Genomic DNA, 25269 nt, shown 5'->3' with positions numbered 1-25269 from the left:
TGGACTTGATCTGGGGAGGAAGCAGCGCCCGGCGGATGTTGGTCCGCCGGGCGCTGCGGTGTCTGCGCTCTCCGCCGAGCTTCAGCTCTCCCGGATGAAGGTGAACAGCTGCTCGCCCGCCACGAGCGGTCGGGGCTCACCGGTGAAACGATGCACACCGACCCCGTACCCCGCGTCGGGCGCCGAGAGCCAGCGCTGCTCAAAGCTCCGCTCGCCGAGCCAGTCGCAGATCTGCGGCACCAGGTCCGGAGCATCCCGGTGGCGGGTCCACACCAGGGTGCCGCCGGCGGCGCAGAGCTGGTCGCAGAAGTCGACCGTCCGGCGGACATCTGCATCGGAGATATTTCCCAGCACGCCACACAGGAGTACCAAGTCGGCGGGGGCTGCTCCCCGGTAGGCGTCGGTCCGGCCGCCATCGCCGACCACCACCTCGACCCCGGTCAGGTTCGCCGCTTCGGCGCTGCGGCGGGCCACCGCCGCGTTCTCCGGGTCGAGTTCGACCAACCGCGCCGCGACCTCGTCGCGTCGGGGATGGGTGGCGAGCACCGGCAACAAGTCACGCCCCTGCCCGGAGCAGACACTGATCACCCGGATCGGCCCGGCCGGGGCCGCGTCCAGCGCCGCGCCGATCTGTTGCTGCACGACCTTGAGTCGTTGCCGCAGCGAGGAGCCGGGCGCCTCATACGCTTCATGCCACCGGTGCCAATCCATTCGCCGGAGCGTACTCTACCGGCGCGTGCCGGCTAGTCGAGGTCGGTGAAGTGTTCGACCACCGGCGGTGTGGCGAAGTAGGGCCCGATCAGCGCACGCCACTGCGGGTACCGGTCGCTGTCCCGGAAGTTCTGCAGGTGCGCCTCGACGGAGTCCCACTCGATCAGGAGCACGAACCGGGAGGGAGATTCGACCCCCTGGGTCATGCGTACCGTGCGGCAGCCAGGGGTGGTCGCCACGAGCTCCCGGGCCTTCGCGTACGCGGCCGCGAACTCTGCCTCCTGGCCGGGGACGACCTCGATCAGCGCGACTTCAAGCACCATGGCCCCTAGCCTGCCACACCTGCCGGCCGGTCACGCCACCCGGCGGTGAACGGCGCAGCCCCGCCGCTGGGTGCTGTAGCGCTTACGTAGCGTACTGACGCCTTGCTGCAACACATCTGCATATCGACACTGTTGACGGTGTTGCGGCCGGCTCCTAGCTTGGGATTACCGGGAGATCGCGAACCCGTTTCGCAGAAACGCTATAGCCGGCGCCGGCGTGGCTACACGACTTAGGAGTGCAGCATGAGTAATCCCCACCCCTCCGGCCGGCGCCGGGCCACGGCGCTCGCGTGCGCGACCGTGCTCGCCGCCGCCGGTGCCCTGACAGCCGCGCCACCAGCGGCAGCCCTTGATCACTCGGCGGCGACCGTAGCGTTCGACACCGAGCTAGTCGCCGAACAGGTGCGGGACCTGCGGCCGCCGACGGTGCCGGCGTTGGAGACCCCGATCGGTTATGCGTCGATGAACGGCGGCACCACCGGCGGGTTCGGAGCGGCCAGTTACGAGGAGTATGTGCTCAGCGAGTACTGGCCGACCAGTGGATACGACGAGCCGGGTGAGGCGATGTATCAACTGTTGCGGGAGCACCGCCACAATGAGGACGATGGCCTGGTCATCTACGTTGATGTGACGATCAACGAAGATGACTTCGGTCGGAGCAAAATGGATGTGACCGACAACTTCAACGTGTCGATCCTGGGCGTGGGCGACCAGGGGCGGCTAACCGGGGTCGGCACGACGGTGCGGCGATCCCACAACATCGTGTTCCGGAACCTGACGATCCATCATGTCAGCCAGGGGGAGGGGACGGCGATCGAGGTGACCGATGACAGCAGCAACATCTGGATCGATCACAATGAGTTCTACAGCGAGCTGGACAATGAGCCCGACAAGGACTATTACGACGGTCTGGTGGACATCAAGCGGAACGCAGCGTATGTGACCGTGTCGTGGAACTACTTCCACGACCATTGGAAGACCATGTTGCTCGGGCACAACGACAACGAGAGCCTCGCTCCCGATCGGATCACCTACCATCACAACTGGTTCCGCAACGTCAACACCCGCCTGCCGCTGGCGCGATTCGCCGACGTTCACATGCTTAACAACTTTTTCCAAGACGTGACCGGTAGCGCGATCAACGCCCGGATGGGTGCGCAGATCCTGGTCGAGGGCAATTACTTCCTCCGGGCCGGCTCAGGGGAGATCGACACCCACGCCGATCAGATCCAAGGTCCGGTGGGTTGGTGGTACGGCAGCAACGAGACCGGTTACTGGAACCTGCGGGACAACATCTTCGTCGACAGCCCGCATGAGCATCTCTCCTCGACCACCGACTTCACCGTGCCGTATGCGTACACCGCAGACGACCCGGCGACCGCGCGGGGCCTGGTCGAGCAGTACGCCGGGGTTGGTGTCGTCGAGGTAGACCCGTAGGCTGCCCCGACCCGACCGGGCGCGCAGCGGCGAACCGCTGCGCGCCCGGCTGAGACCCGGTTCACAGTCACTGGACATGAAGCCCACTTGAGGTAGCAGGCTTCTCAAGGTAAGCGTCCCGTTGACCGGAGAGGTGTTAAGTGCCTGACGAACCAGGTTTCTACTCGATCATCGACTACACAGTAGATGGAGCTCGGACCCAGCAGGAGCTGGTGGCGGCGTTCGCGGAGATCCAGGAACAGTGGGTCCGGTTCTACCCCGGCTACCGGTCCGCCAGGTTCTTCGCCAGCGTCGACGGCGCGCGGGTCTACAACCTGATCCACTGGGCCAGCGAGGCCGACTACCGGCACTTCGAGGAGGTCTCGGACACCGAGGGGCGGATGGCGGCTATCCAACAGGCGCTGGCGGGGCTCTCGGGCACCGCCGAGCCGCGGATGACCAACGAACCCCGGTACGTGATGGTGCGGCAGGTCGAGCCCGGCCCGCAGCGGACCGGGGAGACGGCCGGCTAAGTCAGCTGGGTAGCCGCCACCAGGCGAGCAGGCCGGCGACGGCGGTGGCGGCGACCAGCGCGGCCACCGCCGCCCAACCGAGCTGGGCGTACGCGGCGGCGGCGAGTGCGGAGCCGGTGACGCCACCGATGAAGTAGCTGGTCATGTAGGCGGTGGTGATCCGGCTGCGGGCGTCGGGGTCGAGCCGGTAGATCGTACTCTGGTTGAACAGGTGGACGCACTGGGCGCCGAAGGTCACCAGCATCGCCCCGAGCGCGAGCGCCCACAGCTGGCCGCCGCCGATCACCGCCAGGCCCGCGCCGGCGAGGATCAGGCCGAAGCTGCCGGCTGTCCCGGGCCGGCCCAGGCCACGGTCGGCGAGCCAGCCGACCGGTCCGGCGGTGAACGCCAGCGGCACCGCGATCAGCGCGAACAGGCCGATCGCCGCCTCCGAGAACCGGTACGGCGGCCGGGCGAGTACGAACGCGAGCGGGGTCCAGAGCGCGTTGAACGCGACGAATGAGAGCGCGCCGTAGAGTGCCCGGCGGCGCAGCACCCTTTCCCGCCGGACCAGCTGCCACACCGAGCCGAGTAGCCGGGCGTAGTGCTGGTCGGTGGTGGGCGGCAGGTCCGGCAGGTAGCGGTAGAGCAGCACCGTTAGCACCGTGATCAGAGCGGCGGCCAGCAGATACATGCCGCGCCAGCTAGTGACCTCGGCGACGAGGCCGGCGGTGGTCCGCGACAACAGGGTGCCCAGGAGCAGCCCGGTCATGACATAGCCGACTACTCGACCACGTTCGTGCTCGGCGGCGACGGTGGCTGCGAACGGGACCAGCACCTGGGCCACGACCGAGGTGAGGCCGACCACCACGATCGCGGCCCCGAGCACGCCGAAGCCGGGGGCGGCGGCGACGAGGATCAGCGCCGCCACCGAGACCGCCAGCATGGTGGTGACCAGCCGGCGTCGCGGAAGCAGGTCACCGAGCGGGACCAGCAGGATCAGGCCGAGGACATACCCGAGTTGGCCGAGCGTGACCACCAGCCCGGCGGTGCCGCTGCCGAGGTTGAGGTCCCGGGCGATCGCGTCGAGCAGCGGCTGGGAGTAGTAGGTGTTAGCAACGGTGAGCCCGGTGGCGGCCGCCAATAGCACCACCAGTGAGCGGCTGACCGGTCGGTGGGTGGCGCTGACGGGCTGGGCGGGCGGGGGCGTGCTGGGCGGGGTCGGGGCGGCGGTGGACACGCCCCCAGCGTGCTCGACCGTGGCCATCGCGACAACAGAAAAATTAGATAACATTTATCGCTGGGGGTGATGAATGGAGCTCCGGCAGCTAACCCACTTCATCGCGGTGGCGGAGACGCAGCACTTCACCAACGCCGCCCGGCGGTTGCACCTCGCCCAGTCCGGCCTCTCCGCTTCTGTCCAGGGCCTGGAGCGTGAGCTGGGGGCGGAGCTGTTCATCCGCACCACCCGCCGAGTAACCCTGACCGAGGCGGGTCGGGCGTTGCTGCCGGAGGCGCGTCGGGTGCTCGCTGCCGCCGCCGGTGCCCGGGAGGCGGTCGAGGCGGTCCAGGGCATGCGGCGAGGCCGGCTCCGGATCGGGATCATGCAGAGCATGCGAGGGATCCGGCTCGCGGAGGTGCTGGCCGAGTTCCACCAGGAGTACCCCGGGGTAGAAATCGAACTGAGCCAGGCCGCCTCGTCCGTCCTCGCCGAGCAGGTCCGGGATGCCCGGCTGGACCTCGCCTTCGTGGCGCTCTCCCAACCTCCGGAGGGCGTCACACTGACCCGGTTGACGTCGGTGCCGATGGCGGTGGTCTGCCCGGCGGAACACCAGTTTGCACGGCGGGCGGCCGGTGCCGGCGGTGTAGATGAGGCCGAAATCACACTGGCCGAACTCGACCAGGCCGATTTTGTGGACTTCCCCGCAGGCTGGGGTGGGCGGATGCGGATCGACGCCGCCTTCGACGCCGCCGCCTGCCGGCGGCGGGTGCGATTCGAAGTGGGGGACGTGGCCGCGCTGCTCGACCTCGTCGCCGCCGGCCTGGGCGTCGCCATCCTGCCCACCCACATTCCCCTCCCTGAACAGCTGCGATACGTGCCGCTGCGGGAGCCGGAGCTGCAGTTCACGATCTCCGCCGCGGTGCCTGCCGGGCCGGTGACGGTGGCCGCGCGGGCGGTGCTGAAGCTGGTGACCGCCGGGCTGACGGCGGCCGGGTCGACCGGGTAGACTAGACGTCATTAGGTCGATAGTTTCTGTGTTCGTGGTTCACTCGTCGTGCCTGGCGCCCCGGCGCGAGGCACGCTGCTGTCTTGGTCGAGATGGTGTTGACCGCCGCGGTTACAAAACGACCACCGGGCCCACAATCCCGTTGGGTCCGGCATCCGCTCCCATCTCAGACAGGAGACAGGCATGGCACAGGGGACTGTGAAGTGGTTCAACGACGACAAGGGCTACGGCTTCATCGCCCAGGAGAACGGTGAGGACGTGTTCGTCCACTTCTCCGCGATCAAGGCGACTGGTTTCCGCAGCCTGAGCGAGAACCAGCGGGTCGAGTTCGACATCACGCAGGGCCCGAAGGGCCCGCAGGCGGAGAACGTCACCATCCGCTGACCCCCGTTCCCCACGGCGGGTCACCGCGGTGGGGTCACGGCATCCGCGCTCCCGTAACGCGCTCACCGTAGCGCGACCACGGCAACGCGATCACGGCGGCGAGTCGTCCCGGCCCAGGCCGGGCGGCTCGCCGCCGTTGTCTGTTGCGCCGTTGTCTGTTGCGCCGTTGTCTGTTGCGCCGTTGTCTGTTGCGCCGTGGTCTGTCGCGCTGCTGTCGGTTGGGTCGCTGTTGGTCGGGCTTGCTGGGTCCGTAACAGCTGGGTCCGTACCAGCTGAGTCTCGGCCGCCGCTGGCAGCGGCGAGGCCGGAGGGCTCTGGGCTGGCGGTGCCCCGGCTGCGCGGCGGCGGCCGTAGATAGGTCACGTAGTAGGCCAACGCCACCATGAGACTGCCGCCGAAGATGTTGCCAAGCGTGACGAAGAAGACGCTGAACAATCCGCCGGCCACGGTCACCTCGACCCCCTCCGGGACCAGCTCCGGGTTGAGCCACTGCAGCAACAGCCCACGCGGGATCAGATAAAGGCTGGCCACCACATGCTCGAGCCCCAGCGCCCCGAGCGCGGACAATGGCAGGATGGTGCCGACGACCTTGTCGGTGACCGACCGGCCGGCCATCGACACCCACACCGCCAGGCAGACGAAGAGGTTGCCCAGCACACCCAGCCCGAACGCGTGCATCGCGCCTAGCGATGAACTGTGCGCCGCCAGCGCGACGGCACGTTCTCCGACCGCGCCATCCTCGGCCAGCGGCAGGCCAGAGATCAGAAAGATGACGGCGAGGCCGACGGCGCCTACCGCGTTGGCGCACAGCACGATGCTCCAGTTCCGCAGCACCCGCCAGCTGCTCACCTTCCGGGAAGCCCACGCCATCGCAAGCAGGTTGTTGCTGGTGAACACCTCAGCTCCGGCGAGGATCGCCAGCATGTAACCGGTCGAGAGCACCAGCCCGCCGGCGAGCCGTTGCCAGCCACCGTCGCCGACGGTCATGAAGGTGTAGTAGAGCCCGCCCAGCCCGATGAAGCCTCCGGCGAGCATCCCCAGCATGAACGTCTGCCACCAGGGTGCGGCGCTCTTGGCGACCCCGAACGCCTCCACCCGCTGGGCGATCTCCGGCGGTGAGTAGGCGTCCAGACCCGAGGAGACTTCTCTCATACTCAGGTTGACGATATCGCGCCGGTCACTCCTCGGCGGTGGCTCCCGCGTACTGGCTGATCGTGAAGCTTGCGCCGTGCGGGTCGGCGAGCACCGCGACCACCGTGCCGCCGGCCGTGAAGGGCGGCACACGTACCTGGCCACCCAGCGGTTTCGCCTGGTCGGCGGTTGCGACCGCGTCCGCGACCGCGAAGGTCACGCTCCAATACGCTGCGTCGTCGTCGCCCGCCCCCAGCGGCTGGAGCCAGGCGATCGCATCAGTGAAGTTGGGCGGGGCACCGCCGGTCTCATGTCGTTGTCGGATCCCCGGGTCGATGATCTCAAGGAAGGCACCGTAGCCGGGCAACCGCACCATGATCGTCTGCTCGCCGCCGAGGTCGAGGGTGTCACACTGCCACCCGAAGACCGCCTCGTAGAAGCGCGCCGCCGGCTCCGGGTCGGGTACGTTCAGCTCGCTCCAGTTCCACGTCGCAGGCTTGTTGACCTCGCCGGCGCCGGGCATCCCGGCCGGCTGCCACAGGCCGAACGCCGCCCCTTGCGGGTCGCGGCAGAACGCCACCCGGGCCAGGCCGGGCAACGGCATCGGCTCCGTAATCACCGTGCCGCCAGCGTCGGTGACGTCGTTTGCGGTCTCCGCCACGTCGGCCACCGCGACGTAGGTCCGCCACCGCGAAGTCGGGTCGGCGACCGCCTGCACCCCGGCGACCTCGGCATCACCCAGCCGGGCGAGGGAGTAGCCGGCGGTCTCCGCGGACTCCGCGGGGGTGATCTCCCAGCCGAACAGTCCGCGGTAGAACGCGGCCGCTGCCAATGGGTCTGGTGTGGTGAGGTCGACCCAGCAGGGCACGCCGGCCGGGTACATCTCGCGGCTGCGCATGGCACCCTCAGCTCTGGCTCGTCACGGGGCGCAGGCCGAGGCGTACGCCTAGTCAGTATCGACGATCCTACCTAGAGTAGTGGTCTGGGCCGGAGTGACACTCCGGGGCTTCACGACCCGCGCGGGCCGCCGGGTCGCTCCCGGCCGTGGGCCAGGCGCAGCACCTCCGCCACCGACCAGGCCTGGAACGGGCAGCCGGTGCCGGCGTGCGGCGGGTCACCGTCGGCGGTCTCGCTCACCGAACCCAGCCCGTACTCGCCCAGGTGGGCGACGAACCCAGCCAGCAGGTCCTCGGTAGATAGACCTGCCCGGGCGGCTGCGTCCGCGTACGGGCCGAGCAGCCACGGCCACACCGTGCCCTGGTGATAGGCCCGGTCCCGCTCCGCCGGCCCGCCCCGGTGGCGGCCGAGATAACCCGGCTCGTCCGGAGCCAGGCTGCGCAGCCCGATCGGGGTCAACAGCCTCGCCGCCACCCGCTGCAGCTGCGCCGGCTCCGGGGTCAGTGGCGCGTACGGCAACGAGTAGGCCAACAGTTGGTTCGGGCGGCAACGGGCAGGCTCCCCAGCGACATCCGCGAGATCGCCGGTGGGGGTCGGGAAGCTGCGCTGGAACGCCGCCACGGTCTGCTGCCGCAGCCGGTGCCAGGAATCCGCCTCCTCGCCCGCGCCCGCCGCGCTGGCCAGCGCCGCCAATGAACCGATCGCGTTGACCCACAACGCGTTGAGTTCGACCGCCTTACCCACCCGCGGGGTGACCGGCACCCCATCGATGCGCGCGTCCATCCAGGTCAGCGCCTCGCCATCGGCGCCCTGTGTGAGCAGCCCGTCGGCCGGGTCGACCCGGATGCCGTACCTGGTGCCGGTCTGGTGGGCCTCGACCACCGCCCGCAGCTGCGGCAGCAGCGACGCCGCCAGGTCGGTGTCGCCGGTGACCGCGACATGCCGGGCCACCGCATGCAGGAACCACAGGGTGGCGTCGGCGGTGTTGTAGGTCAACGAGCCGGTGTCGGCGGTGTTGGCGAGCATCCCCTCCGAGAGCGTCGCCGCGTAGGTCGTCAGCAACTCCCGGCCGAGATCGGTCCGGCCGGTGGCGAGGAACAGCCCCTCGTACGAGATCATGGTGTCCCTGGACCAGGCGCCGAACCACGGGTAGCCGGCGATCACATCCGGCCCCGACGGGGTGGTCACGACGAAGGTGTCCGCCGCCGGCCGCAGCGCCGCCGTCAGCGTGTCCTGGCCGACCGCCAGCTGCTGATGTCGCCGCCGCGCCGCCGCCACCGCGTCAGCCGCCGGCGGGAGGTCGGCGGCGAGGTCACCGGCCCACGCGACGATCTCCAGGTCGGCGCCGGGAGTGAGCTCGGCCTGGAACTCCCCGGCGAACCACAGATCCTCGGTGGCGGCCAGGCCGCGGGCCGCCTCCTCCCGGTGGTGGACATCACGCCACCACACCCCGGTCGGGCGCCAGCCCGGCCCGGCCAGCCGGTAGCTCTCCTCGACCACCACCCCGTCGGCGGTCGCGGTCATCACCGGCGGTGGCCCGTCCGCGCTCCGCTCGCCGTGGGCGTCCCGCCAGGTGCCCAACGCCTGCACCGCCACCGCCACCGGACCGCCGGCCAGCAGCCGGTCAACCACCGCCAGGTACGGCCGTCCAGGAATATTGGCCAACTCACGTTGGTAGACCACGTCACCGACCCGCCACCGCCAACGCGGCAACCCGTCGGTCAGGTCGAACTCCGACAGCAGCGTGTGGCCGGCCGGGGCGATCGCGCCCGAGGCCCACTCGTGGCACCCGAGCCGTACCTGCCCGCCGCCGGGCAGCGTGAGCACCGGGTCCAACGCGGCCAGCGCCACCCGACGCTGCGCCGGTGGATCGCCAGCGACCACCAGCAAACCGTGGTAACGGCGGGTACGCAGGCCGCTGACGGTCCCCATGGCGTACCCGCCGCAGCCGTCGGCGAGCAGCCATTCGCGCTGCCCGCCCGCGTCGAGGTCACCGCAGACCTGAGGGCCGAACCGTACCTGGAACATCCGCCCATGATGCTCCCCACCGCGTCCGTCTGGAACACCGCCCTGCACACTGCCCGAGGTCGGGTCGTAGCAGCTGGCGGGCCAAGGCGGGCTAACGGCGGGCAACCGGCTGCCGCAAGATGGTCCGCAGCTTCGCCGGCTCGGTCCGCCGCGGATCGCGTAGGTAAACCTCGTGGTGCGGTCCGTTGAAGGTGAGGCCGTTGGCCGGCATGAACTCCTGGTGGAGGCGTTCCAGCACCGGCCCCTCATCATCGTACGAGCCGATGTGCAGCACCTGCGCGGACAGCCCATCGACGTAGCCTTCGAACCGGAGCCGCGCCAGCGCCGGCAGGTCCCGCTTGGTCGCGGCCCGTTGGACCGCGTCGTCGACCATCGCCGCGGTGATCCACTCCGGCTGGGTGATCATCATGGTCCACTGCCACGTCTCCTTCTCCCGGGTCACGAAGACGGCCGGGTCGTCGGCTGACCACAGACCCTCCAGCGGTGCGACGACGTAGTCCCGGTCGAGCTGCTGCTTGCTCGCGAACTTCACTGCGTACGACACGGCGTACAGCGTCGTCACAGCCTCTTGATAGGACGCTGAGGTGTTGGGGTCGCCAGCGCCGTCGACCATCAGAAACGGCAGCTCGGGCACCGTAACAAGCTGAAAACCGTCGGAGCGGGGAGCGTAGAGGTCGCGGCGGTCGCGCTTGATGTCCGACTTGGGCATGGGCTGATCCAGCTTCCTTATCGTCGAGTCGAGCCACTCCTGCTCGGCGCGTAGTTGGGTACCGCTGTAATCGAAGATGACGGCGACGAACTCTGCCACCGGCTCCTGGGCGGCCCGGGTCGACTGGACCGCGGCGAGCTGTGCCGCCAGCCTGGTGCGGCGTTCGTGCAGGGCATCGACGACCTCCGGCCCTGGCAGGCTCGGGCTGTTGGCCAGGCCGACCAGCAGCACTGGAATAATACTCGGTGGTGACCGTGTGTTATAGTCGAACACGTGATCGAATCGACGGCGGCCGCCGACCAGCCCGAGCAGCCAGATCTGCCGGCGCGGTCTCGGCTGCCGGAAGAGCTGGAAGAGCTCCCGGCCGGGTTGGAGCTGGCGCAGCTCGTCGCCGGCTTCGATCGCCGGGCACTATCCGAACCGGATCGAGTGCGGCTGCTGCGGGCACGGCAACGGCTGGTGTGCCACCTACAGGCTGAGCTGATGGCCGACCTCTGTGCGGTGACCTGGGAAGACGAGCCAGAGCCGGACGGCTCAGGTCGGTATGCGTGGGCCGAGGCCGAGATCGCCTGCGCGTTGCGGTGGAGCACGATGGCGGCCGGTCGGAGACTGGCGCAGGCGCGCGAGATCATCGAAGAGTTCCCGGCGGTGGGAGCGGCGCTGTCTCGCGGATGGATCGACCTACCCCGGGCGTTGGTCATCACCGAATTGGTGGAGCCGTTGCCCGACCGGCAACTCGCCGCCTCGGTGGTGGACTCGATCCTGGAGCGGGCGGGGGAGTGGACCACCGGCCAGCTGCGGGCCCGGCTGCGGCGGACCCTCATCGCGGCAGATCCAGAGTGGGCCGGGCGGCGAGCAGCGGCGGCGATCAGGGGCCGGCGGGTCGAGCTACACAACAATGAGGACGGCAGTGGCGAGCTGTGGGGACGCAGCCTCCCTCCCCGGGACGTCGCGATGGTCTGGGAACGGCTGAGCGCGATCGCGCAGGCGGCGAAGTCGGCCGGTGATGGCCGGACTTTCGACCAGTTACGAGCCGATGCCATGGTGGATCTGCTCGCTGGCGAGGGAGTGGCGGTCGGCGGCGCGGTGGGTCGGCACACCGGCGGACTCTCGGTGCCGGACGGCGATCCTGGGTCGCTGACCTCAAGGCGGACGTCGCCCGATCCGGAGGCGTCGGCGGCTGCCGGGCGCCCGAGTCCAGCCTCCGAGCCTGCTGTGCCCGCAGATACTGTTGTGCCCGGAGACACTGTTGTGCCCGGAGACACTGCTGTGTCCGGCTCGGGCAGCGGCGGTGCCGGGGGTTCTGGCGCGGCAGCCCTGCCCGGTCCGCGACGCGGGGTGGTGGAGCTGCAGGTGCCGCTGACGACGCTGCTGAGCCTGTCGGAGTCACCGGGAGAACTCCGGGGGTTCGGGCCGGTGGTGGCGGACATCGCCAGGCAGGTCGCCGCCGAGCAGTTGCGCGGGTCGTGGCGGTATTCAGTCCTGAACGAGCTGGGCGAAGTGGTGTGTCACGGCCCGGTGCGCGCCCGCCCTACTGCTGCCGGCTCCGCTGCGGTTACCCCGGCCGCCACCGCTCGGCGTCCGAGCGCAGGGGTGGCGGCGTTCGTGCGGGCCAGGAACCCTACCTGCGTGGCACCGGGCTGCCGCCGGCCCGCGCGCGGCTGCGACCTGGACCATACCGTCGATTGGGCTGAGGGTGGAGCGAGCACCGCGGACAACCTCGGCCCGCTGTGCCGGCGGCATCACCGGTTCAAACATGAGGGCGGAGCAGAGATCATCCAGCCGACGCCGGGTGTGTTCGGGTGGACCACACCCCGCGGTATGCAGTATGTGACCACGCCCGAACCGGTGCTGGATCCTGCACCGGAAACGGCGCCGCCGCCGGCAGCGATCCCGCCGCCGCGGGCAGCGATCCCGCCGCCTATTCGAGACGCAGACCCTCCATAGTCCGCGCGATACTCCGCGCGACAGTTCGCGCGCGGGCGGCATCCGGGGCAGCCAGGGCAGCCTCCGCCGCCCGCTGGCAGTCCGCGAGCTGGTGATTGGCGAGCGAGTCCCGGACCGCCGGGATCGCCGCCGGAGCCATCGACAGGCTGTTGACCCCGAGGCCGGCTAGCACCACCGCCAGTGCCGGGTCGGCGGCGGCCTCGCCGCACACCCCAACGGGGATGCCGGCGACACGGCCAGCCTCCGTGCAGGCGCCGATCAGCCCGAGCAGCGCCGGCTGCCACGGGTCGAGTAGGTCAGCCAAGTCTGCGCACTCCCGGTCGGCGGCGAACGCGTACTGGCTCAGATCGTTCGTGCCGATACTGAGAAAGTCCACTTCGGCAGCGATCGCGCGGGCCTGCAACGCCGCCGCCGGTACCTCGATCATCACCCCGGTACGGGTGACTCCGTGCGCCCGGCAGTCCGCGGCGAACTCCGCGGCCTCGGCGGGGGTGGCGATCATGGGGGCCATCACCCACACCTGGGCGCCGGTCGTCTGCGCGGCTACGCCGATCGCCTTGAGTTGGCTGGCCAGCACCTCCGGCCCTCGACGCCGCAGCCGGTAGCCTCGGACTCCGAGCGCCGGGTTGGGTTCTGTCGTGCCGGTGGTGTCGTTCGCGAGGAACGGCAGCGGCTTGTCCGCCCCGGCATCGAGCGTGCGTACCACCACCCGACCGTCGCCGGCCCGAGTGAACAGCTCTGTATACATGGCGATCTGTTCGTCGAGGCTCGGTGGCGTGGGCCGGTCGAGGTAAAGCAGTTCGGTTCGGAAGAGTCCTACCCCCTCGGCTCCGGCGGCGTGGGCGGCGGCCAGCTCCGCGGGTTGGCCGAGGTTCGCCAGTAGACCGACCGGTTGACCGTCGGCGGTGCGGCCCGGGCCGGAGGTGGCGGCGAGCCGTCGGCGGCGGGCCTGTTCGCGTTTGGTGAGCGCGGCGACTGTGGCCGGCTCCGGGGCGATCGTCACCTCACCGGTAGTACCGTCGACCGCCAGTACCGTGCCGTCCGGCACCTTCCGGACTTGGCGGCAGCCCACCACCGCGGGCAGGCCGAGCGATCGGGCGAGGATCGCCGTGTGGCTGGTCGGCCCACCCGATTCGGTGACCACCGCCAGCACCTGGGTCGGGTCGAGCCCTGCCGTGTCGGCCGGCGCCAGATCGGCGGCGACCAGCACGAAGGGGCACCCTGGGTCGGGGATCCCCGGCATCGGCAGGTCGAGGCAGGCGGCGACCGCCCGGTCCCGTAGATCGTCCAGGTCGGTCACCCGGTCGGCGAGGTAGCCGCCGGCGGCGAGGAAGGCGCGCCGGTGTTCAGCGAGCGCGCTGTCGATGGCGTGCGGGGCGTCGGCGCCGGCGGTCACTGCCGCCGCGACCGCGTCCCGCAGCACCGGGTCGTCGGCCATGAGCGCCTGGGCGCGCAGGATCTCGGCGGCGTCGGCGAGGGGGGTATGTTCGGCGCGGCGGGTCAGCTCGGCGGCGACCGCGGCCAGCGCGGTGTTCGCGCGGGGGAGCTCCGTCGCCGGGTCGCTGCCGCCGGTCGGCGAGGGTAGTTGGGGGGCGGGCGCCAATGCGTACGCGGGGCCTGCCGCCGCACCCGGGCTGACCCCGATGCCCCGCAGTTGCTTAGCCATCCCGGGCTGCGCTCTCAGTCCCGGGTTCCTCAGCCCTGGGTTCCTCAGCCCTGGGTTCCTCAGCCCTGGGTTCCCCAGCCCTGGGCTCCTCAGTCCTGGGCTCCTCAGTCCTCGGTTCCTCAGTCCTCGGTTCCTCGGCGTCGAGGTCCCTGGCGACCAACTCGGCGAGCGTGTCGAGCGCGTCGTCGGCACCGTCCCCGGTCGCTTCCAGGGTCACCTGGGTACCGCAGGTGGCACCGAGCGAGAGGACAGAGAGGAGACTGCGGGCCGGTACCGGTGGTTTCCCGTCGGTGCCGATCGTCACCGGGACTGGTTGGGCCGACGCCGCCGCGACGAAGATCGCCGCCGGTCGGGCGTGCAGGCCGGTGCGGGAACCCACAATGGCCGTACGAGTGGGCATGGCTCCTCCGATCCGGATCCGCTGGTCTGAGATCCGCCAGCTGGAGATCCGTTAGCTGGGGATGCGTTGATTCAGGGTTCGATGGTGACCTTGATGCCGGCGCCCCGGGCGACCAGGTCGAACGCGTCCAGGGTTTGGCTGAGCTCCAGCCGGTGGGTGATCAGGTCTGCGACCGGCACCGCGCCGGTGGCGATCAGGTCGAGCGCCTCGGCGTTGTGTGCCGGGCTGGATCCGTTGGCGCCGACGATCGTCAGCTCCCGGTAGTGGACCAGGTTGGCGTCACAGGAGATGAGCGGATCATTCTTGGGGAGGCCGCCGAAGAAACTGATCCGGCCGCTGCGGGCCGCCATCGACAGGGCCTGTTCCTGCGCTCGTCCGGACGCGGCGGCGGTGATGATGACATCGGCGCCGCGGCCGTCGGTGAGTCGCTGGATCTCAGCGACCGGGTCGACATCGGCGGCGCAGACCGCTGCGTCCGGAGCTACCAGGTCGGCGGAGATGGCTAGCCGGTCGGGGTTGAGTTCGACCAGGAAGACTCGGGCCGCGCCGCGGGCGCGGGCGAGCCGGACATGCAGGCAGCCGATCGGTCCAGCCCCCATGATCACCACGTCGTCGCCGGGGCCGACCTGGGCCAGCTGCTGGCCGTTGAGGACGCAGGCGAGCGGTTCGGCGACCGTTGCCTCGGGGTAGCCGACCGGGTCGGGGATCCGGTTGACCCCGTCGACCGCCAGCACTTTCGCGGGCACCACCAGATACTCGGCGAAGCCTCCCTCGTAGTGGTATCCCATCGACTCCTGGTTCGGGCAGACGGTACGTCGGCCGGTGCGGCATTCTCGGCACTGGCCACAGGGGATGGCCGCGATCACCTGGACCCGGTCGCCAGCGGCGAACCCGGTCACCCCGTCACCTGCCGTTACTCCGTCACCTATCGCTACCACCTCGCCGGCGATCTCGTGACCCAGGATGCGCGGCGGCACCAGGTGGTGGTGGCCGTGTCGCCAGATTTTGACGTCGGTGCCGCAGGTGGAACAGTTGCGTACCCGGAGCTTCAGCTCGCCCGGGCCGACGGTCGGCTCCGGCGCCGACTCGATCCGGACGTCGCCGGGGGCGTGGAATCGGACGACCTTCACGTCGTACCTCCCGTTCGGAGTGGGCTTAGCAGCGCGCGTACCTGGGCTGGGTCGGTGGCTTCCCGCAGCGCCACGGCCTGAGCCGGGTCCAGCAGCAGTTCGGCGAGTTGGGCGAGTATGGCGGTGTGGCCGTCGCCGCGGGCGGCGATCGCCACGCAGACGGTGACCTGCTCCCCGCCCCAGTCGACGCCGTCCGGGAAACGCAGCACCGCCAACGCGTCCCGGTGTACCGCGTCTTTGCCGGCGAGGGTGCCGTGCGGGATCGCCACCCCTTCGCCCACGTACGTGGAGATACTGCGTTCCCGGGCTAGCATCGTCGGCAGGTACGCCGCGGTGACCGCCCCGTTCTCGATCAGCACCTGTCCGCATTGGATGATGGCGTGGTCGCGGTCGGTGGCGAACTCGGCGAGCCGGATCGCCGACGGCGCCAGCAGCGACGCGAGGTGGCCAGTGCCCGACGGCGCCGCCGGAGTACCCGGGTGTTGCGGCGGGGGAGGGTCAGCCATGCACATCGCCACCTTTGGTGACCGCCGTGACCAGCGCGGTCACCGCGGGGTCGCCGAGGAATACCTGCACCGGCACGATGACCGTGTCCGGTGCGCTGGCGCGGGCCCGTTCGGCGAGGCCACCGTGGACTACCACCACGTCGGCGTCACCGGGGATGGCGTCGACCGGGGTGTGTGCTACCTCGACCGAGTGCTGCTTGAGCTGCTTGCGGAGCTGGCTGGCGAGCATGACGCTGCTGCCCATGCCGGCGTCGCAGGCGACGACGACCTTGCGGACCTGACTGCCGTTGATGGTGGGCATACTGGTTACTCCTTTCCGGCGTTGCTGGCAGCGGTGTCAGCGACCGCGCTGCTGGTGGGCTGGGCGGTGCTGGCGGTGCCGGTCGACCCGGTCGAGGCGGGTTCGACCGCGGGTTCCGGGTCGGGGTCCCGCTTCTCGAGTTTCCCGAAGCCGAGCAGGGCGGCGGCGACGACGAAGCTGACCGCGGCGGAGACGATGATCCCGAGTAGCACCCAGACGTGGCCGCCGCGGGGGGTGACCGCCATGTAGGCGAAGATGCTGCCGGGGGAGGGGGTGGCGACCAGACCGGCGCCGGTGATCAGGAAGGTCAGTACGCCGGAGGCGCCGCCGGCGATCACTGCGAGGATCAGCCGCGGCTTCATCAGTACGTACGGGAAGTAGATTTCGTGGATGCCGCCGAGGAAGTGGACTACGGCCGCCGCCGGGACGGTGGGCCGCAGCGCGTGCGGGCCGAAGAACATGAACGCCATCAGCAGGCCCAGCCCCGGCCCAGGATTCGACTCGATCATGAACAGGATCGACTGGCCATCTTCGGCTGACTGGGCCACTCCGAGCGGCCCCAGCACACCGTGGTTGATGGCGTTGTTGAGAAACAGCACCTTGGCCGGCTCGACCAGCACCGACGCGACCGGCAGCAGGTTGTTGGCGATCAGCCAGTCCACTCCGTTGCCGGCGGCGGTGGTGATGGCGCGGGCGACCGGCCCGACGCCCCACAGCGCGAAGAGCGCCATCGCACCGCCGATGATGCCGGCCGAGAAGTTGTCGATGAGCATCTCGAAGCCGGGCTTGACCCGGTCCTGGATCAGCCGGTCGAACTGCTTGAGTAGGAACGCCGCCGCCGGGCCGATGATCATCGCGCCGAGGAACATCGGCGCGTCGGAGCCGACCACGACGCCGACGGTGGCGACCGCGCCGACCACCGCACCGCGTTGCCCGTGGACTATCCGGCCACCGGTGTAGCCGATCAGGACCGGCAGCAGGATCATGATCATTGGGTCGACGAGCTGTGCCATGGTTTCGTTCGGCCACCACCCGGTGGGGATGAACATCGCGGTGATCAGCCCCCAGGCGATGAAGGCGGCGATGTTCGGCATCACCATGCCGGCGAGGAAGCCGCCGAAGCGCTGGATCGTGGCGCGTAAGCCGGTGCCGGTCACCGGTGGGGTGTAGTGAGTGGCCATCGTGGACTCCTAGACAGGTGGGGGTGGGGTGGCCGCCGGCCGGGCCGGCGGGGAGAGCCGGACCTGCTCCCGGCGGAGATCGGCCGGGCCCGGCATCCGGCTGCCGGGTAGGCTGACCGCCGCCGCGCCCCAGGCCAGCGCCTCGGCAAGGGCGTCTGGGCCGCGGGCGCCGGCGGCGAGGAAGCCAGCGAGGAGGGCGTCGCCGGCGCCGACCGCGCTGCGCGGCCGGGGTACCGGGGCGTCGCCACGGGTGATGCCGTCGTCGTCGATCAGGATGGCGCCGTCGGCGCCGAGGCTGGCTAGCACCGCGCCAGCGCCCCAGCTGCGCAGCTGTTGGGCGGCGGCGACGACATCGGGGATGGTGGGAAGCGCCGCCCCGACCACCTCCGCCAGCTCTTCGCGGTTGGGTTTGACCAGCGCGACGCCCGCGTCGGCGGCCGCTCGCAGCCCTGGGCCGCTGGTGTCTACTGCGACCCGGACGCCGCCGTCGACCAGTGACCGGCACAGGTGGGGAAACGCCGCTTGGGGCAGGCCAGGCGGCAGGCTGCCGCACGCCACCACCCAGTCGGCGCCGGCCGCGGCGGCTAACAGCTCGTTGGTGACGGCTACGAACTCCGCCGGCGACAGCTCCGGCCCAGTCTCGTTGATCTTGGTTACGGTGCCGTCCGGTTCCACGAGCGAGATGTTGGATCGGGTGTGGCCGGCGATGGGGACCGCGAGCAGGTCGACGCCCTCGTCGTGCAGCAGCCGCACCAGATGCTGGCCTTCGTCGCCGCCGCAGGGCAGCACCGCCCGGGAGGCGTGCCCGTTCGCCAGCAGCGCCCGGGAGACGTTGACCCCTTTTCCTCCTGGGTCGACCCGGTTGCGCGCGGCGCGGATCACCTCGCCGCGTTCCAGCTCGCCGATCTCGACCGTACGGTCGAGGCTCGGGTTCAGGGTGAGGGTGAGGATCATGCGCGTCGCACCTGTACGCCGGCGCTCTCGACCTCGTCCGCGAGTTCGTCGGCGAGGCCGGTGTCGGTGATCAGCAGGTCGATGTCGGCGAGCGACCCGAATCGGGCGAGATAGTCCTGCCCGATCTTGGTGTGGTCGGCGAGCAGCACCGAGCGGCGGGCCGCGGCGATCATTGCCCGCTTGACCGCCGCCTCGGCCGGGTCGGGGGTGGTCAGGCCCCGCTCGACCGACGCACCGTTGGTGCCGAGGAAGGCGACATCTACGTACAGGTCGGCTAGCGGGCGGAGGGCCCAGTCGTCCACCGTGGCCAGCGTCTTCCCGCGGACCCGGCCGCCGAGCAGCAGGACCTGCAGGTTCGCCCGGACGCCGAGCGCGGCCGCCAGGACCGGGGAGTTCACCACCACGGTGAGTTCGCGGTCGGTCGGGAGAGCCTGGGCGAGCCGGGCGGTGGTGGTGCCGGCGTCGAGGATAACCGCGCCGTCGGCGGGTAGCTCGTTGAGCGACGCCTTGGCGATCCGCTCCTTTTCGGCGGTGAGCACCGCGTCCCGGGTGGCCAGGGCGGGCTCGAAGGCGATCCGTTCCACCGGGATCGCCCCGCCGTGGACCCGGCGTAGCGCGCCCGCGCGCTCCAGAGTGGTCAGGTCGCGCCGGACCGTCTCGGCGGTCACCTCGAACTGCTCCGCGAGCGTGGTCACATCCACCCGGCCGCTCGCTTGGGCGAGCCGGAGGATCTCCTGCTGCCGCTCCTCGGCGTACATGTGGTTTCACCGCCGTTTCGAAGTTGGTTCTTGTCTGTTTACGCCTGAACGTGTGGGAAGTCAAGAGTCAGGGCGCAGCCAACTTGCGGCCGATCATGAGCTGGACAGCAGAAACGCCCGGCGAGTCTGCTAAGAAGCTCATGATCGGCCGCGAAGGCGGCGGGGAAGCGCGGCGGGGAAGCTAAGCCGGCGGCGGGGGGAACTCGGCCGGCGGGGTGTAGCGGGCCGCTCGTTCGGCGAGCAGCTGCCCGAACACTCCGTTGGGCCGGCCGCAGTCCTGGCACAGGAAGTTGTCGTCGAGCCGGCGACCGTTGCAGTGTTCGCAGCGGCCCCGGTCGCGCGGATCGTGGTAGGCGCGCAGCGCCGCCACCAACGCGCGTGCGACCGGAGCCCGCAGCGTCAGCTCAGCTTCCTGCCCGGCTAGCCGGAGCGCCAACTCGCCCTGCGACGGGGCGTCCGGGTCGAAGGCGTCGATCCGGTCGACGAACTCGCGCACCGCAGCCAGCACATCATCAGGTCCTGCGGGCGGAAGCGGCATGGAGCGACTGTACGGCAGCCGGGCCGATCATGAGTCTGCGAACCGAAACGCCCGGCGTTTCTGTAAACCAGCTCATGATGGGCCGACACCCGCCGGCCGGCATGGCATGCTGCTAACGGTGACGGTCGTATCAGTGATCAACTACAAGGGTGGGGTCGGCAAGACGACCCTGACCGCCAACCTCGGCGCCGAACTCGCCTACCGCGGCCGGCGGGTGCTCATGATCGACCTCGACCCGCAGGCCAGCCTGACCTTCTCGTTCTATCCGCCCCGGGTCTGGGAACAGCAGCTCGCCGACGACCACACGATCCTGCAATGGTTCGGTACCGTCCTCGATCCGAAACCGGCGGCGCCGCTGCGGCCGTACGCGTTGACACCCACCGCCGTCAACGAGCAGATCAGTCGGCACGGTGGCCGGCTCGACCTGATCGCTTCCCACCTGGGGCTGGTCGACGCCGACCTCGACTTCGCCGCCGAACTCGGCGGGTCCCGGTTCCAGCACGGCAGCCCCCGCTACCTGGAGCTGCATCGATCCCTGGCGGATGCGTTGGCCGGGCCCGAATTTACCGAGTACGACCTGGTGCTGATCGACTGCCCGCCCAACTTCACGATGGTCACCCGGACCGCGATCGTCGCCAGCGACCGGCTGGTAGTCCCGGCTAAGCCCGACCATCTGTCGACCCTGGGCATCGGGTATCTGCAGCGGAAACTCTCCGAACTAGTCACCGAGTTCAACCGGGTGGCCGGGCCGGGGCATGATCAGATCAACCCCACCATCGCCGGTGTGGTCTTCACGATGGTCCAGTACGCTAGCGCCGGTCCGATCCTCGCCTCGCGGAACTTCTTCTCGCTCCCCAGCCAGCTGGAGCTGCCCGAGTTCCACCAGAAGATCAGGGAGAGCAAGACCCTGTTCGCCACCGCGGGGCAGGACGGGGTGCCGGCGGTGCTGGTCAGCGACGGCAACCCGACGGTGCAGTATGAGCTACAGCAGCTCGCCAGCGAGCTGCTCGCCAAGCTGCGGGACTAGCTGGCCCCGGGCCCGGAAGATCGTGATGAGGAGGCGTCGTGGCCGAATCGGCCGAGCTGAGCCACCAGGTGCTCCTGCGGGTGGCGGATTTCCTGCGGAAACTCCCGGCGGATCAGCTGACAGAGCTGGCCGCGGGCGAGGCCAAACTGGAGGTGGTCCCCAAGGGAGGCCGGCGCGCCGCCGCGACCACCCGGCCGGCCCGGCCGGCGCCGGTGACCGCCGAGCAGATCCGTGCCGAGCTGACCACGCTCGCCGATCCGGTGGCGGGCCGGCGGTGGCTGCTCGACCAGCGGCTGACCGTGGCGCAGCTGGTCACCGCCGCCCGGGAGCTTGGTGTCGCGGTACGCGCCAAGCCCCGCAAGGATGAGGTGCTCGACCAGATCGTCCAGTCGGTGATCGGCCGGCGGCTCGACTTCCAGGCGCTCAGTCGCCCGGGGAGTTGAGCTCCGCCGGCGGACTGGACTCCGCCGCGTTGAGTTCATCGCCGAGCAGTTCGAGCACCTGCGGCCACGCCGCCGGCGGTGCCGCGCTGCGCAGCCGCTCCGCCAGGTGGCCGGCGAGCTGGCGGGCTTCGCGGGCGCTGAACGTCGGCGGCTCGGCCGGTTGGACCGTCCCGGTTGGGTCGGTGCCCGCAGGCATGCCCAGCGGCAGTGGCTCCCCGACGCTGACGACGTCGAGGTAGCGGGTGGTGCGGGTGAGGGCGACGTAGAGCAGCCGGTGCCCGTGGGCGTCGCCGGCGACGATCTGCTCCGGCTCGACCACCACCACCGCGTCGAACTCCAACCCCTTCGCCTCGTACGGGTCGATGAGGTTGATCGCCCGACCCAGCTCCCCTTCGGCCCCGCTGGCCCACTGTGCCCCGGCGGCTGACAGTGCCTCCGCCACCTCTCGGCGGCACCTGGGCGGGCACACCACGCCGACGAACTGGCCGTCGTCGGCCCGTGCGGTGGCGACCGCCGCCACCGTGGCGGCTCGCCGCGCGAGCTCCACTCGATGGATGGCGTAGTCGGCCGGGCCATCCCGGACCACCTCCGGGGCGACCACGCCGGGGGCGGCGACCGGCAGCAGTCGCGCCGCGAACCTGTACGCCTGGCGGGGGACCCGGTAGCCGTACCGCAGTGGGGTGACCTGCATGGGGTGGGTGTTCGGCAGGTGTTCGGCCACGGCTTCCCAGGATTGCTGGGCCCACCCGCCGGTGGCCTGGGCGAGGTCGCCCACGACCGTCATCGACCCGGTCGCCGACCGGCGGGCGACGCTGCGCAGCTGCATCGGGGAGAGGTCCTGGGCCTCGTCGACCACGATGTGGGCGTACTGCTGCGGTGGGCCGTTGATCAGTTGTTCGGCCTCGTCGAGCAGTGGCAGGTCCGCCAGCGACCAGGACTCGGCGGAGACTCGGTCGGCGCCGCGGCGGTAGAGGAGTCCGCGCTCGTCGTCGGTGAGTTCGTCGGCGGCGATCTCCAGCCGGCGCCGGGAACCGAAGAGGTCTCGCAGCAGGCCGGCGGCGGACTGCGCCGGCCAGAGGCGTTCGAGCAGGTTGTCGAGCGGTTCCCGGCCGGCCGCCGGGTCGGCGCCCAGTTCGGTGACGAGCTGGGTGAGCCGGGCCCGCAGCTGCTGCCGCTGCGCGGCGTAGGGCAGGTCGGCGGCGTTGCTCGCCGCGACGGCCTCGGCCACGGTGGCCCCGGGCAGGGTGTGGAACCGGCCGTTGATCAGCAGCCGTTCGGCGGGTTCTGGTTGCCCGATCCGGGCCGCCAGCGCGCGCTTGAGTACCTGGGCCAGCCGCGGGTCGCCCTTGATCCGGCTGACCGCTGGCGGCTCGGCCCGGTCAATGCGGACCGGCGGGCCGAGCTGCGCCAGGGTGCGCATCGCGACACCGTCGTCGCCCAGGCCCGGCAGCACCTCGGCCAGGTAGCGGATGAAGGTGGGGTGTGGACCGACCACCAGCACCTGCTCCGGGGTCATCCGTTCGCGGTGCTGGAACAACAGGTACGACACCCGGTGCAGCGCGACCGCCGTCTTGCCGGTGCCCGGGCCGCCTTCGATGATCAGGAGCTGCTCCTGCGGGGCGCGGATCACGTCGTACTGGGCGGCCTGGATGGTGGCGACGATGTCGCGCATGCTGCCGGTGCGGCCGCGGCCGAGTTCGTTCAGCAGCGCCTGGTCGACCGGCGAGGGGTGGTCGTCGGCGAGCGCGTCGGCGAGTTCGGCGAACCTGACGTCGGTGAAGTGCTGAATCACGTTGCCGTCGCAGGTGAAGGCGCGGCGGAGGACCAGGCCGGCGGGGTCGGCGTGGCTGGCCTCGAAGTAGGGGGCGGCGGCTGGTGACTGCCAGTTGACCACCAGCACCTCGGCGTCGTCGTCCCGGATCAGGTGGCGCCCGATGTAGAGAGACTCGCCGCCGTCGTTGTTGATCCTGCCGAACGCTACCGCGGTGCCAGCCGCGCCGAGCGCGTCGGCGGCTGCTTGGGCGTGCTGTCGTAGCTGCGCCGCGGCGCTGGCGTGCGCGCCGGCGCGGGCGGAGTCGCCGAGCGCGTCCCGGCGTCGTTCCCGGTGGATCGCGGCGGTGTCGAAGTACGCCTGCTCTCGGGCCAACTCAGCGGCCCGGTCATCGGGGTCATCCACTATGGTCTCCGTGGTGGGCGAGGGGGCCCAGCGCCGCGAGGATGATGCCGGCGAGGGCGTCGATCGCCTGGTCGCGGGTGAGGGCGCCGTGGTGGGCGGCGCGGGCGAGCGCTTCGGCGGAGCCTACCAGTCCGGTGAGGACAGCGTCGCCGGCTGCGCCGTCCAGGGCGACGAACGGGGTGAAGATCTGCCGGTACTCTTCGACGAAGTAGTCGCGGGACTCTTGTAGATAGTCCTTGGTTTCTTCGTAGGCGAGCAGCGCCGCTGAGACCTCTTCGAACTCGGGGCCGGTGGCGAGCAGGCAGTCCACGTAGCCGGCGGCGACGATCCGGCTGGCGGCCGGCAGCGAATCGCCGGCGTCGGCCAGCGCCCGCCGGAGCTGCTGGTTCTGGCGTTCCTCGTGGTGCCGGTAGAGCGCCGCCAACAGCCCGGGCCGGGTCCCGAAGTGGTCGTAGGCGACGGGTTTGCTCACCGCTGCGCGTTCCGCGAGCCGCGCCAGCGTCAGCGCATCGGTGCCCTCGTCGCGGACGAGGTCGTAGGCGACGTCGAGCAGCTGCGCCCGGCGATCTTCGCGGGCGAGTCGTTGTTTCATCGTCGCGCCTCCGGCGAGGTCGGGTTGGCCGGGTGTGCCCCGCCCATGTAACCTACCAAAAGTAAGTTACGAAAAGTAGGTAAAGGAGCTGCGGTATGGGTACTAGTCAACGCGGGATGGCCGGGCACCCCTATGACGGTAAGCGAGCCGTCGTGGTCGGTGGCACCCACGGCATCGGTCTGGCGATCGCCGAACGGTTGGTGCAGGGCGGGGCACGGGTCGTCGTGACCGGGCGCAATCCCGACAATGTCCGCGAAGCGGCCGGGTTGCTCGGGCCCAACGCCACCGCGGTGGTCAGCGACGTCGCCAACTCGGCCGACATCCAGGCGCTCGGCGATCAGGTTCGGGACTCGCTGCAGACGATCGACGCGCTCTTCAGCAACGTCGGCGTGGCCGAGTTCGAGCCGATCGACCAGGTCTCCGAAGCATCCTGGGACCGGCAGTTCGCCGTCAACGCCAAGGGAGCGTTCTTCACCGCACAGCGGCTCATCCCGCTGGTCGCCGCCGGCGGCGGGATCGTGTTCACCACCGTCACCGCCGCCACCGCCTCCCCAGCGATGGGTGTCTACAACGCCACCAAGGCCGCGGTCCGCGCATTCGCCCACACCATGGCCGCCGAACTGGTCGGCCAGAACATCCGGGTCAACACGCTCGCGCCCGGCTTCATCGACACCCCGACGCTTGGAGTGGCGGGTGCCACCGCCGCCGAGCGCGCCGAACTACACCAGGTCGGCGACGCGGTCACCCCGATGAAGCGCCACGGTACGCCGGCCGAGGTGGCCGAGGCGGCGCTGTTCCTCGCCCTCCACGCCACGTTTACCACCGGCACCGAGTTGCAGGTCGACGGCGGGATCTCCGGCATCGAGTCACCGTAACTCGAAGGTCCACGGGCCGACCTGCTAGGAAGGACTGATGCCACCGACCGGGCCACTGCACCATGTCGAAGTGTGGGTGCCAGATCTGGCGCGCGCCAGCCACAGCTGGGGATGGCTACTGGGGCGGCTGGGCTACGTACCGTTTCAGAGTTGGTCGGGCGGGCGGAGTTGGCGGTTGGCCGGCACCTACCTGGTGTTCGAGCAGTCGCCGGACCTCGCGGCCGAGGCGCACGACCGGCGTCGGCCCGGCTTGAACCATCTCGCCTTTCATGTGGCCACGGCGGCGATGGTCGACGAGTTGGTCACCGAGGCTGCCGGGTACGGGTGGTCGTTGCTCTTCGCCGACCGCCACCCGTACGCCGGCGGGCCCGCCCACTACGCCGCGTATCTGGTTGATGCCGATGGGTTCGAGGTCGAGCTGGTCGCGTCGGCGTGA

Annotated in this window: 26 protein-coding genes and 1 pseudogene; 9 read left to right on the top strand and 18 right to left on the bottom strand. The window is 70.4% G+C overall.

Annotated features, from left to right (window positions below; genetic code table 11):
* Positions 1 to 81 precede the first annotated feature (81 nt).
* Together JQS43_RS16670 and JQS43_RS16665 are read right to left on the bottom strand one after the other, a co-directional pair.
* Positions 82 to 711: a class I SAM-dependent methyltransferase gene (locus JQS43_RS16670; protein ID WP_239675323.1), complete on the bottom strand. Its 630-nt coding sequence runs from the start codon at positions 709 to 711 to the stop codon at positions 82 to 84.
* Positions 712 to 743: 32 nt separating this feature from the next.
* A complete protein-coding gene (locus JQS43_RS16665) occupies positions 744 to 1034 on the bottom strand; it encodes an antibiotic biosynthesis monooxygenase family protein (RefSeq protein ID WP_239675322.1) in 291 nt (96 codons plus the stop codon).
* 243 nt (positions 1035 to 1277) lie between these two features.
* On the opposite strand from JQS43_RS16665, the gene JQS43_RS16660 reads away from it, so the two are divergent.
* Both JQS43_RS16660 and JQS43_RS16655 read left to right on the top strand, forming a co-directional pair.
* Positions 1278 to 2471 carry a pectate lyase family protein gene (locus JQS43_RS16660; protein WP_239675321.1) on the top strand — a complete coding sequence of 398 codons (1194 nt, stop codon included), beginning with the start codon at positions 1278 to 1280 and terminating at the stop codon, positions 2469 to 2471.
* Between the two features lie 140 nt (positions 2472 to 2611).
* A complete protein-coding gene (locus JQS43_RS16655; RefSeq protein WP_239675320.1) occupies positions 2612 to 2983 on the top strand; it encodes an antibiotic biosynthesis monooxygenase in 372 nt (123 codons plus the stop codon).
* A 1-nt stretch (position 2984) separates the two neighbouring features.
* On the opposite strand, the gene JQS43_RS16650 is transcribed toward JQS43_RS16655, so the two are convergent.
* Positions 2985 to 4202, bottom strand: a complete 1218-nt coding sequence (locus JQS43_RS16650; protein ID WP_239675319.1) for an MFS transporter — start codon at positions 4200 to 4202, stop codon at positions 2985 to 2987.
* 73 nt (positions 4203 to 4275) lie between these two features.
* Between JQS43_RS16650 and JQS43_RS16645 the strand changes: the two genes are divergently transcribed.
* Both JQS43_RS16645 and JQS43_RS16640 read left to right on the top strand, forming a co-directional pair.
* A complete protein-coding gene (locus tag JQS43_RS16645) occupies positions 4276 to 5190 on the top strand; it encodes a LysR family transcriptional regulator (protein WP_239675318.1) in 915 nt (304 codons plus the stop codon).
* 183 nt (positions 5191 to 5373) lie between these two features.
* Positions 5374 to 5574, top strand: a complete 201-nt coding sequence (locus JQS43_RS16640; protein WP_239675317.1) for a cold-shock protein — start codon at positions 5374 to 5376, stop codon at positions 5572 to 5574.
* A gap of 90 nt (positions 5575 to 5664) precedes the next feature.
* Here the strand turns inward: JQS43_RS16640 and JQS43_RS16635 are convergent, their stop codons facing one another.
* From JQS43_RS16635 to JQS43_RS16620, 4 genes are all read right to left on the bottom strand, one after another.
* On the bottom strand, positions 5665 to 6726 hold the full coding sequence (locus JQS43_RS16635) for a formate/nitrite transporter family protein (RefSeq protein WP_239675316.1): 1062 nt from the start codon (positions 6724 to 6726) through the stop codon (positions 5665 to 5667).
* A 25-nt stretch (positions 6727 to 6751) separates the two neighbouring features.
* On the bottom strand, positions 6752 to 7603 hold the full coding sequence (locus tag JQS43_RS16630) for a VOC family protein (RefSeq protein ID WP_239675315.1): 852 nt from the start codon (positions 7601 to 7603) through the stop codon (positions 6752 to 6754).
* 110 nt (positions 7604 to 7713) lie between these two features.
* The gene (locus tag JQS43_RS16625; protein WP_239675314.1) at positions 7714 to 9630 is read right to left on the bottom strand and encodes an amylo-alpha-1,6-glucosidase; all 1917 of its coding nucleotides are present in this window, start codon (positions 9628 to 9630) and stop codon (positions 7714 to 7716) included.
* A 91-nt stretch (positions 9631 to 9721) separates the two neighbouring features.
* Entirely contained in the window at positions 9722 to 10570 is an 849-nt protein-coding gene (locus JQS43_RS16620; protein WP_239675313.1) for a GyrI-like domain-containing protein, read from the bottom strand.
* A 42-nt stretch (positions 10571 to 10612) separates the two neighbouring features.
* Between JQS43_RS16620 and JQS43_RS16615 the strand changes: the two genes are divergently transcribed.
* Positions 10613 to 12286, top strand: coding sequence for an HNH endonuclease signature motif containing protein (locus JQS43_RS16615; RefSeq protein WP_239675312.1), 1674 nt, complete (start codon positions 10613 to 10615; stop codon positions 12284 to 12286).
* On the opposite strand, the gene ptsP is transcribed toward JQS43_RS16615, so the two are convergent.
* From ptsP to JQS43_RS16570, 9 genes and pseudogenes are all read right to left on the bottom strand, one after another.
* The gene (gene ptsP, locus JQS43_RS16610) at positions 12261 to 13952 is read right to left on the bottom strand and encodes a phosphoenolpyruvate--protein phosphotransferase (RefSeq protein ID WP_239675311.1); all 1692 of its coding nucleotides are present in this window, start codon (positions 13950 to 13952) and stop codon (positions 12261 to 12263) included. The genes JQS43_RS16615 and ptsP overlap by 26 nt on opposite strands.
* Positions 13953 to 14082: 130 nt before the next feature.
* Positions 14083 to 14352 (bottom strand): annotated as a pseudogene (locus JQS43_RS16605) (HPr family phosphocarrier protein); the annotation flags it as partial.
* Between the two features lie 71 nt (positions 14353 to 14423).
* Positions 14424 to 15482 (bottom strand): zinc-dependent dehydrogenase, encoded by a 1059-nt coding sequence (locus JQS43_RS16600; protein WP_239675309.1) that lies wholly within the window; start codon positions 15480 to 15482, stop codon positions 14424 to 14426.
* The gene (locus JQS43_RS16595) at positions 15479 to 15988 is read right to left on the bottom strand and encodes a PTS mannitol transporter subunit IIA (protein ID WP_239675308.1); all 510 of its coding nucleotides are present in this window, start codon (positions 15986 to 15988) and stop codon (positions 15479 to 15481) included. Before JQS43_RS16595 ends, JQS43_RS16600 begins: the two co-directional genes overlap by 4 nt.
* A complete protein-coding gene (locus tag JQS43_RS16590; RefSeq protein WP_239675307.1) occupies positions 15981 to 16289 on the bottom strand; it encodes a PTS sugar transporter subunit IIBC family protein in 309 nt (102 codons plus the stop codon). The genes JQS43_RS16595 and JQS43_RS16590 overlap by 8 nt, the downstream gene beginning before the upstream one ends.
* A gap of 5 nt (positions 16290 to 16294) precedes the next feature.
* Positions 16295 to 17470: a mannitol-specific PTS transporter subunit IIC gene (gene mtlA / locus JQS43_RS16585; RefSeq protein ID WP_239675306.1), complete on the bottom strand. Its 1176-nt coding sequence runs from the start codon at positions 17468 to 17470 to the stop codon at positions 16295 to 16297.
* A gap of 9 nt (positions 17471 to 17479) precedes the next feature.
* Entirely contained in the window at positions 17480 to 18424 is a 945-nt protein-coding gene (pfkB, locus tag JQS43_RS16580; protein ID WP_239675305.1) for a 1-phosphofructokinase, read from the bottom strand.
* Positions 18421 to 19182, bottom strand: coding sequence for a DeoR/GlpR family DNA-binding transcription regulator (locus JQS43_RS16575; protein ID WP_239675304.1), 762 nt, complete (start codon positions 19180 to 19182; stop codon positions 18421 to 18423). The genes pfkB and JQS43_RS16575 overlap by 4 nt, the downstream gene beginning before the upstream one ends.
* A gap of 181 nt (positions 19183 to 19363) precedes the next feature.
* Entirely contained in the window at positions 19364 to 19720 is a 357-nt protein-coding gene (locus JQS43_RS16570; RefSeq protein ID WP_239675303.1) for a hypothetical protein, read from the bottom strand.
* Between the two features lie 118 nt (positions 19721 to 19838).
* Here JQS43_RS16570 and JQS43_RS16565 point away from each other — a divergent pair, with 118 nt between their 5' ends.
* Both JQS43_RS16565 and JQS43_RS16560 read left to right on the top strand, forming a co-directional pair.
* Entirely contained in the window at positions 19839 to 20747 is a 909-nt protein-coding gene (locus JQS43_RS16565) for a ParA family protein (protein WP_239675302.1), read from the top strand.
* Positions 20748 to 20785: 38 nt separating this feature from the next.
* Positions 20786 to 21190 (top strand): hypothetical protein, encoded by a 405-nt coding sequence (locus tag JQS43_RS16560; protein WP_239675301.1) that lies wholly within the window; start codon positions 20786 to 20788, stop codon positions 21188 to 21190.
* Here the strand turns inward: JQS43_RS16560 and JQS43_RS16555 are convergent.
* Positions 21171 to 23366 (bottom strand): HelD family protein, encoded by a 2196-nt coding sequence (locus JQS43_RS16555; RefSeq protein WP_239675300.1) that lies wholly within the window; start codon positions 23364 to 23366, stop codon positions 21171 to 21173. The two genes, JQS43_RS16560 and JQS43_RS16555, sit on opposite strands and share 20 nt — an antisense overlap.
* Entirely contained in the window at positions 23359 to 23958 is a 600-nt protein-coding gene (locus JQS43_RS16550) for a TetR/AcrR family transcriptional regulator (protein ID WP_239675299.1), read from the bottom strand. Before JQS43_RS16550 ends, JQS43_RS16555 begins: the two co-directional genes overlap by 8 nt.
* A gap of 95 nt (positions 23959 to 24053) precedes the next feature.
* On the opposite strand from JQS43_RS16550, the gene JQS43_RS16545 reads away from it, so the two are divergent.
* Positions 24054 to 24833 (top strand): SDR family oxidoreductase, encoded by a 780-nt coding sequence (locus JQS43_RS16545; RefSeq protein ID WP_239675298.1) that lies wholly within the window; start codon positions 24054 to 24056, stop codon positions 24831 to 24833.
* A gap of 37 nt (positions 24834 to 24870) precedes the next feature.
* Positions 24871 to 25269 (top strand): VOC family protein, encoded by a 399-nt coding sequence (locus JQS43_RS16540; protein ID WP_239675297.1) that lies wholly within the window; start codon positions 24871 to 24873, stop codon positions 25267 to 25269.

It is taken from the genome of Natronosporangium hydrolyticum, from assembly GCF_016925615.1.
GTDB lineage: Bacteria > Actinomycetota > Actinomycetes > Mycobacteriales > Micromonosporaceae > Natronosporangium > Natronosporangium hydrolyticum.
The sequence above is the reverse complement of the archived record's forward strand: the minus strand, read 5'-3'. Positions and strand labels throughout refer to the sequence as shown.

Bases quoted from the DNA above. Each gene is read 5' to 3' on its own strand.
- JQS43_RS16590 (WP_239675307.1), bottom strand. From the start codon at position 16,289: ATGCCCACCATCAACGGCAGTCAGGTCCGCAAGGTCGTCGTCGCCTGC.
- JQS43_RS16640 (WP_239675317.1), top strand. From the start codon at position 5,374: ATGGCACAGGGGACTGTGAAGTGGTTCAACGACGACAAGGGCTACGGC.
- JQS43_RS16670 (WP_239675323.1), bottom strand. From the start codon at position 711: ATGGATTGGCACCGGTGGCATGAAGCGTATGAGGCGCCCGGCTCCTCG.
- JQS43_RS16540 (WP_239675297.1), top strand. From the start codon at position 24,871: ATGCCACCGACCGGGCCACTGCACCATGTCGAAGTGTGGGTGCCAGAT.
- JQS43_RS16575 (WP_239675304.1), bottom strand. From the start codon at position 19,182: ATGTACGCCGAGGAGCGGCAGCAGGAGATCCTCCGGCTCGCCCAAGCG.
- ptsP (WP_239675311.1), bottom strand. From the start codon at position 13,952: ATGGCTAAGCAACTGCGGGGCATCGGGGTCAGCCCGGGTGCGGCGGCA.
- JQS43_RS16570 (WP_239675303.1), bottom strand. From the start codon at position 19,720: ATGCCGCTTCCGCCCGCAGGACCTGATGATGTGCTGGCTGCGGTGCGC.
- JQS43_RS16625 (WP_239675314.1), bottom strand. From the start codon at position 9,630: ATGTTCCAGGTACGGTTCGGCCCTCAGGTCTGCGGTGACCTCGACGCG.
- JQS43_RS16630 (WP_239675315.1), bottom strand. From the start codon at position 7,603: ATGCGCAGCCGCGAGATGTACCCGGCCGGCGTGCCCTGCTGGGTCGAC.
- mtlA (WP_239675306.1), bottom strand. From the start codon at position 17,470: ATGGCCACTCACTACACCCCACCGGTGACCGGCACCGGCTTACGCGCC.
- JQS43_RS16665 (WP_239675322.1), bottom strand. From the start codon at position 1,034: ATGGTGCTTGAAGTCGCGCTGATCGAGGTCGTCCCCGGCCAGGAGGCA.
- JQS43_RS16545 (WP_239675298.1), top strand. From the start codon at position 24,054: ATGGGTACTAGTCAACGCGGGATGGCCGGGCACCCCTATGACGGTAAG.
- JQS43_RS16635 (WP_239675316.1), bottom strand. From the start codon at position 6,726: ATGAGAGAAGTCTCCTCGGGTCTGGACGCCTACTCACCGCCGGAGATC.
- JQS43_RS16595 (WP_239675308.1), bottom strand. From the start codon at position 15,988: ATGGCTGACCCTCCCCCGCCGCAACACCCGGGTACTCCGGCGGCGCCG.
- JQS43_RS16645 (WP_239675318.1), top strand. From the start codon at position 4,276: ATGGAGCTCCGGCAGCTAACCCACTTCATCGCGGTGGCGGAGACGCAG.
- pfkB (WP_239675305.1), bottom strand. From the start codon at position 18,424: ATGATCCTCACCCTCACCCTGAACCCGAGCCTCGACCGTACGGTCGAG.
- JQS43_RS16660 (WP_239675321.1), top strand. From the start codon at position 1,278: ATGAGTAATCCCCACCCCTCCGGCCGGCGCCGGGCCACGGCGCTCGCG.
- JQS43_RS16550 (WP_239675299.1), bottom strand. From the start codon at position 23,958: ATGAAACAACGACTCGCCCGCGAAGATCGCCGGGCGCAGCTGCTCGAC.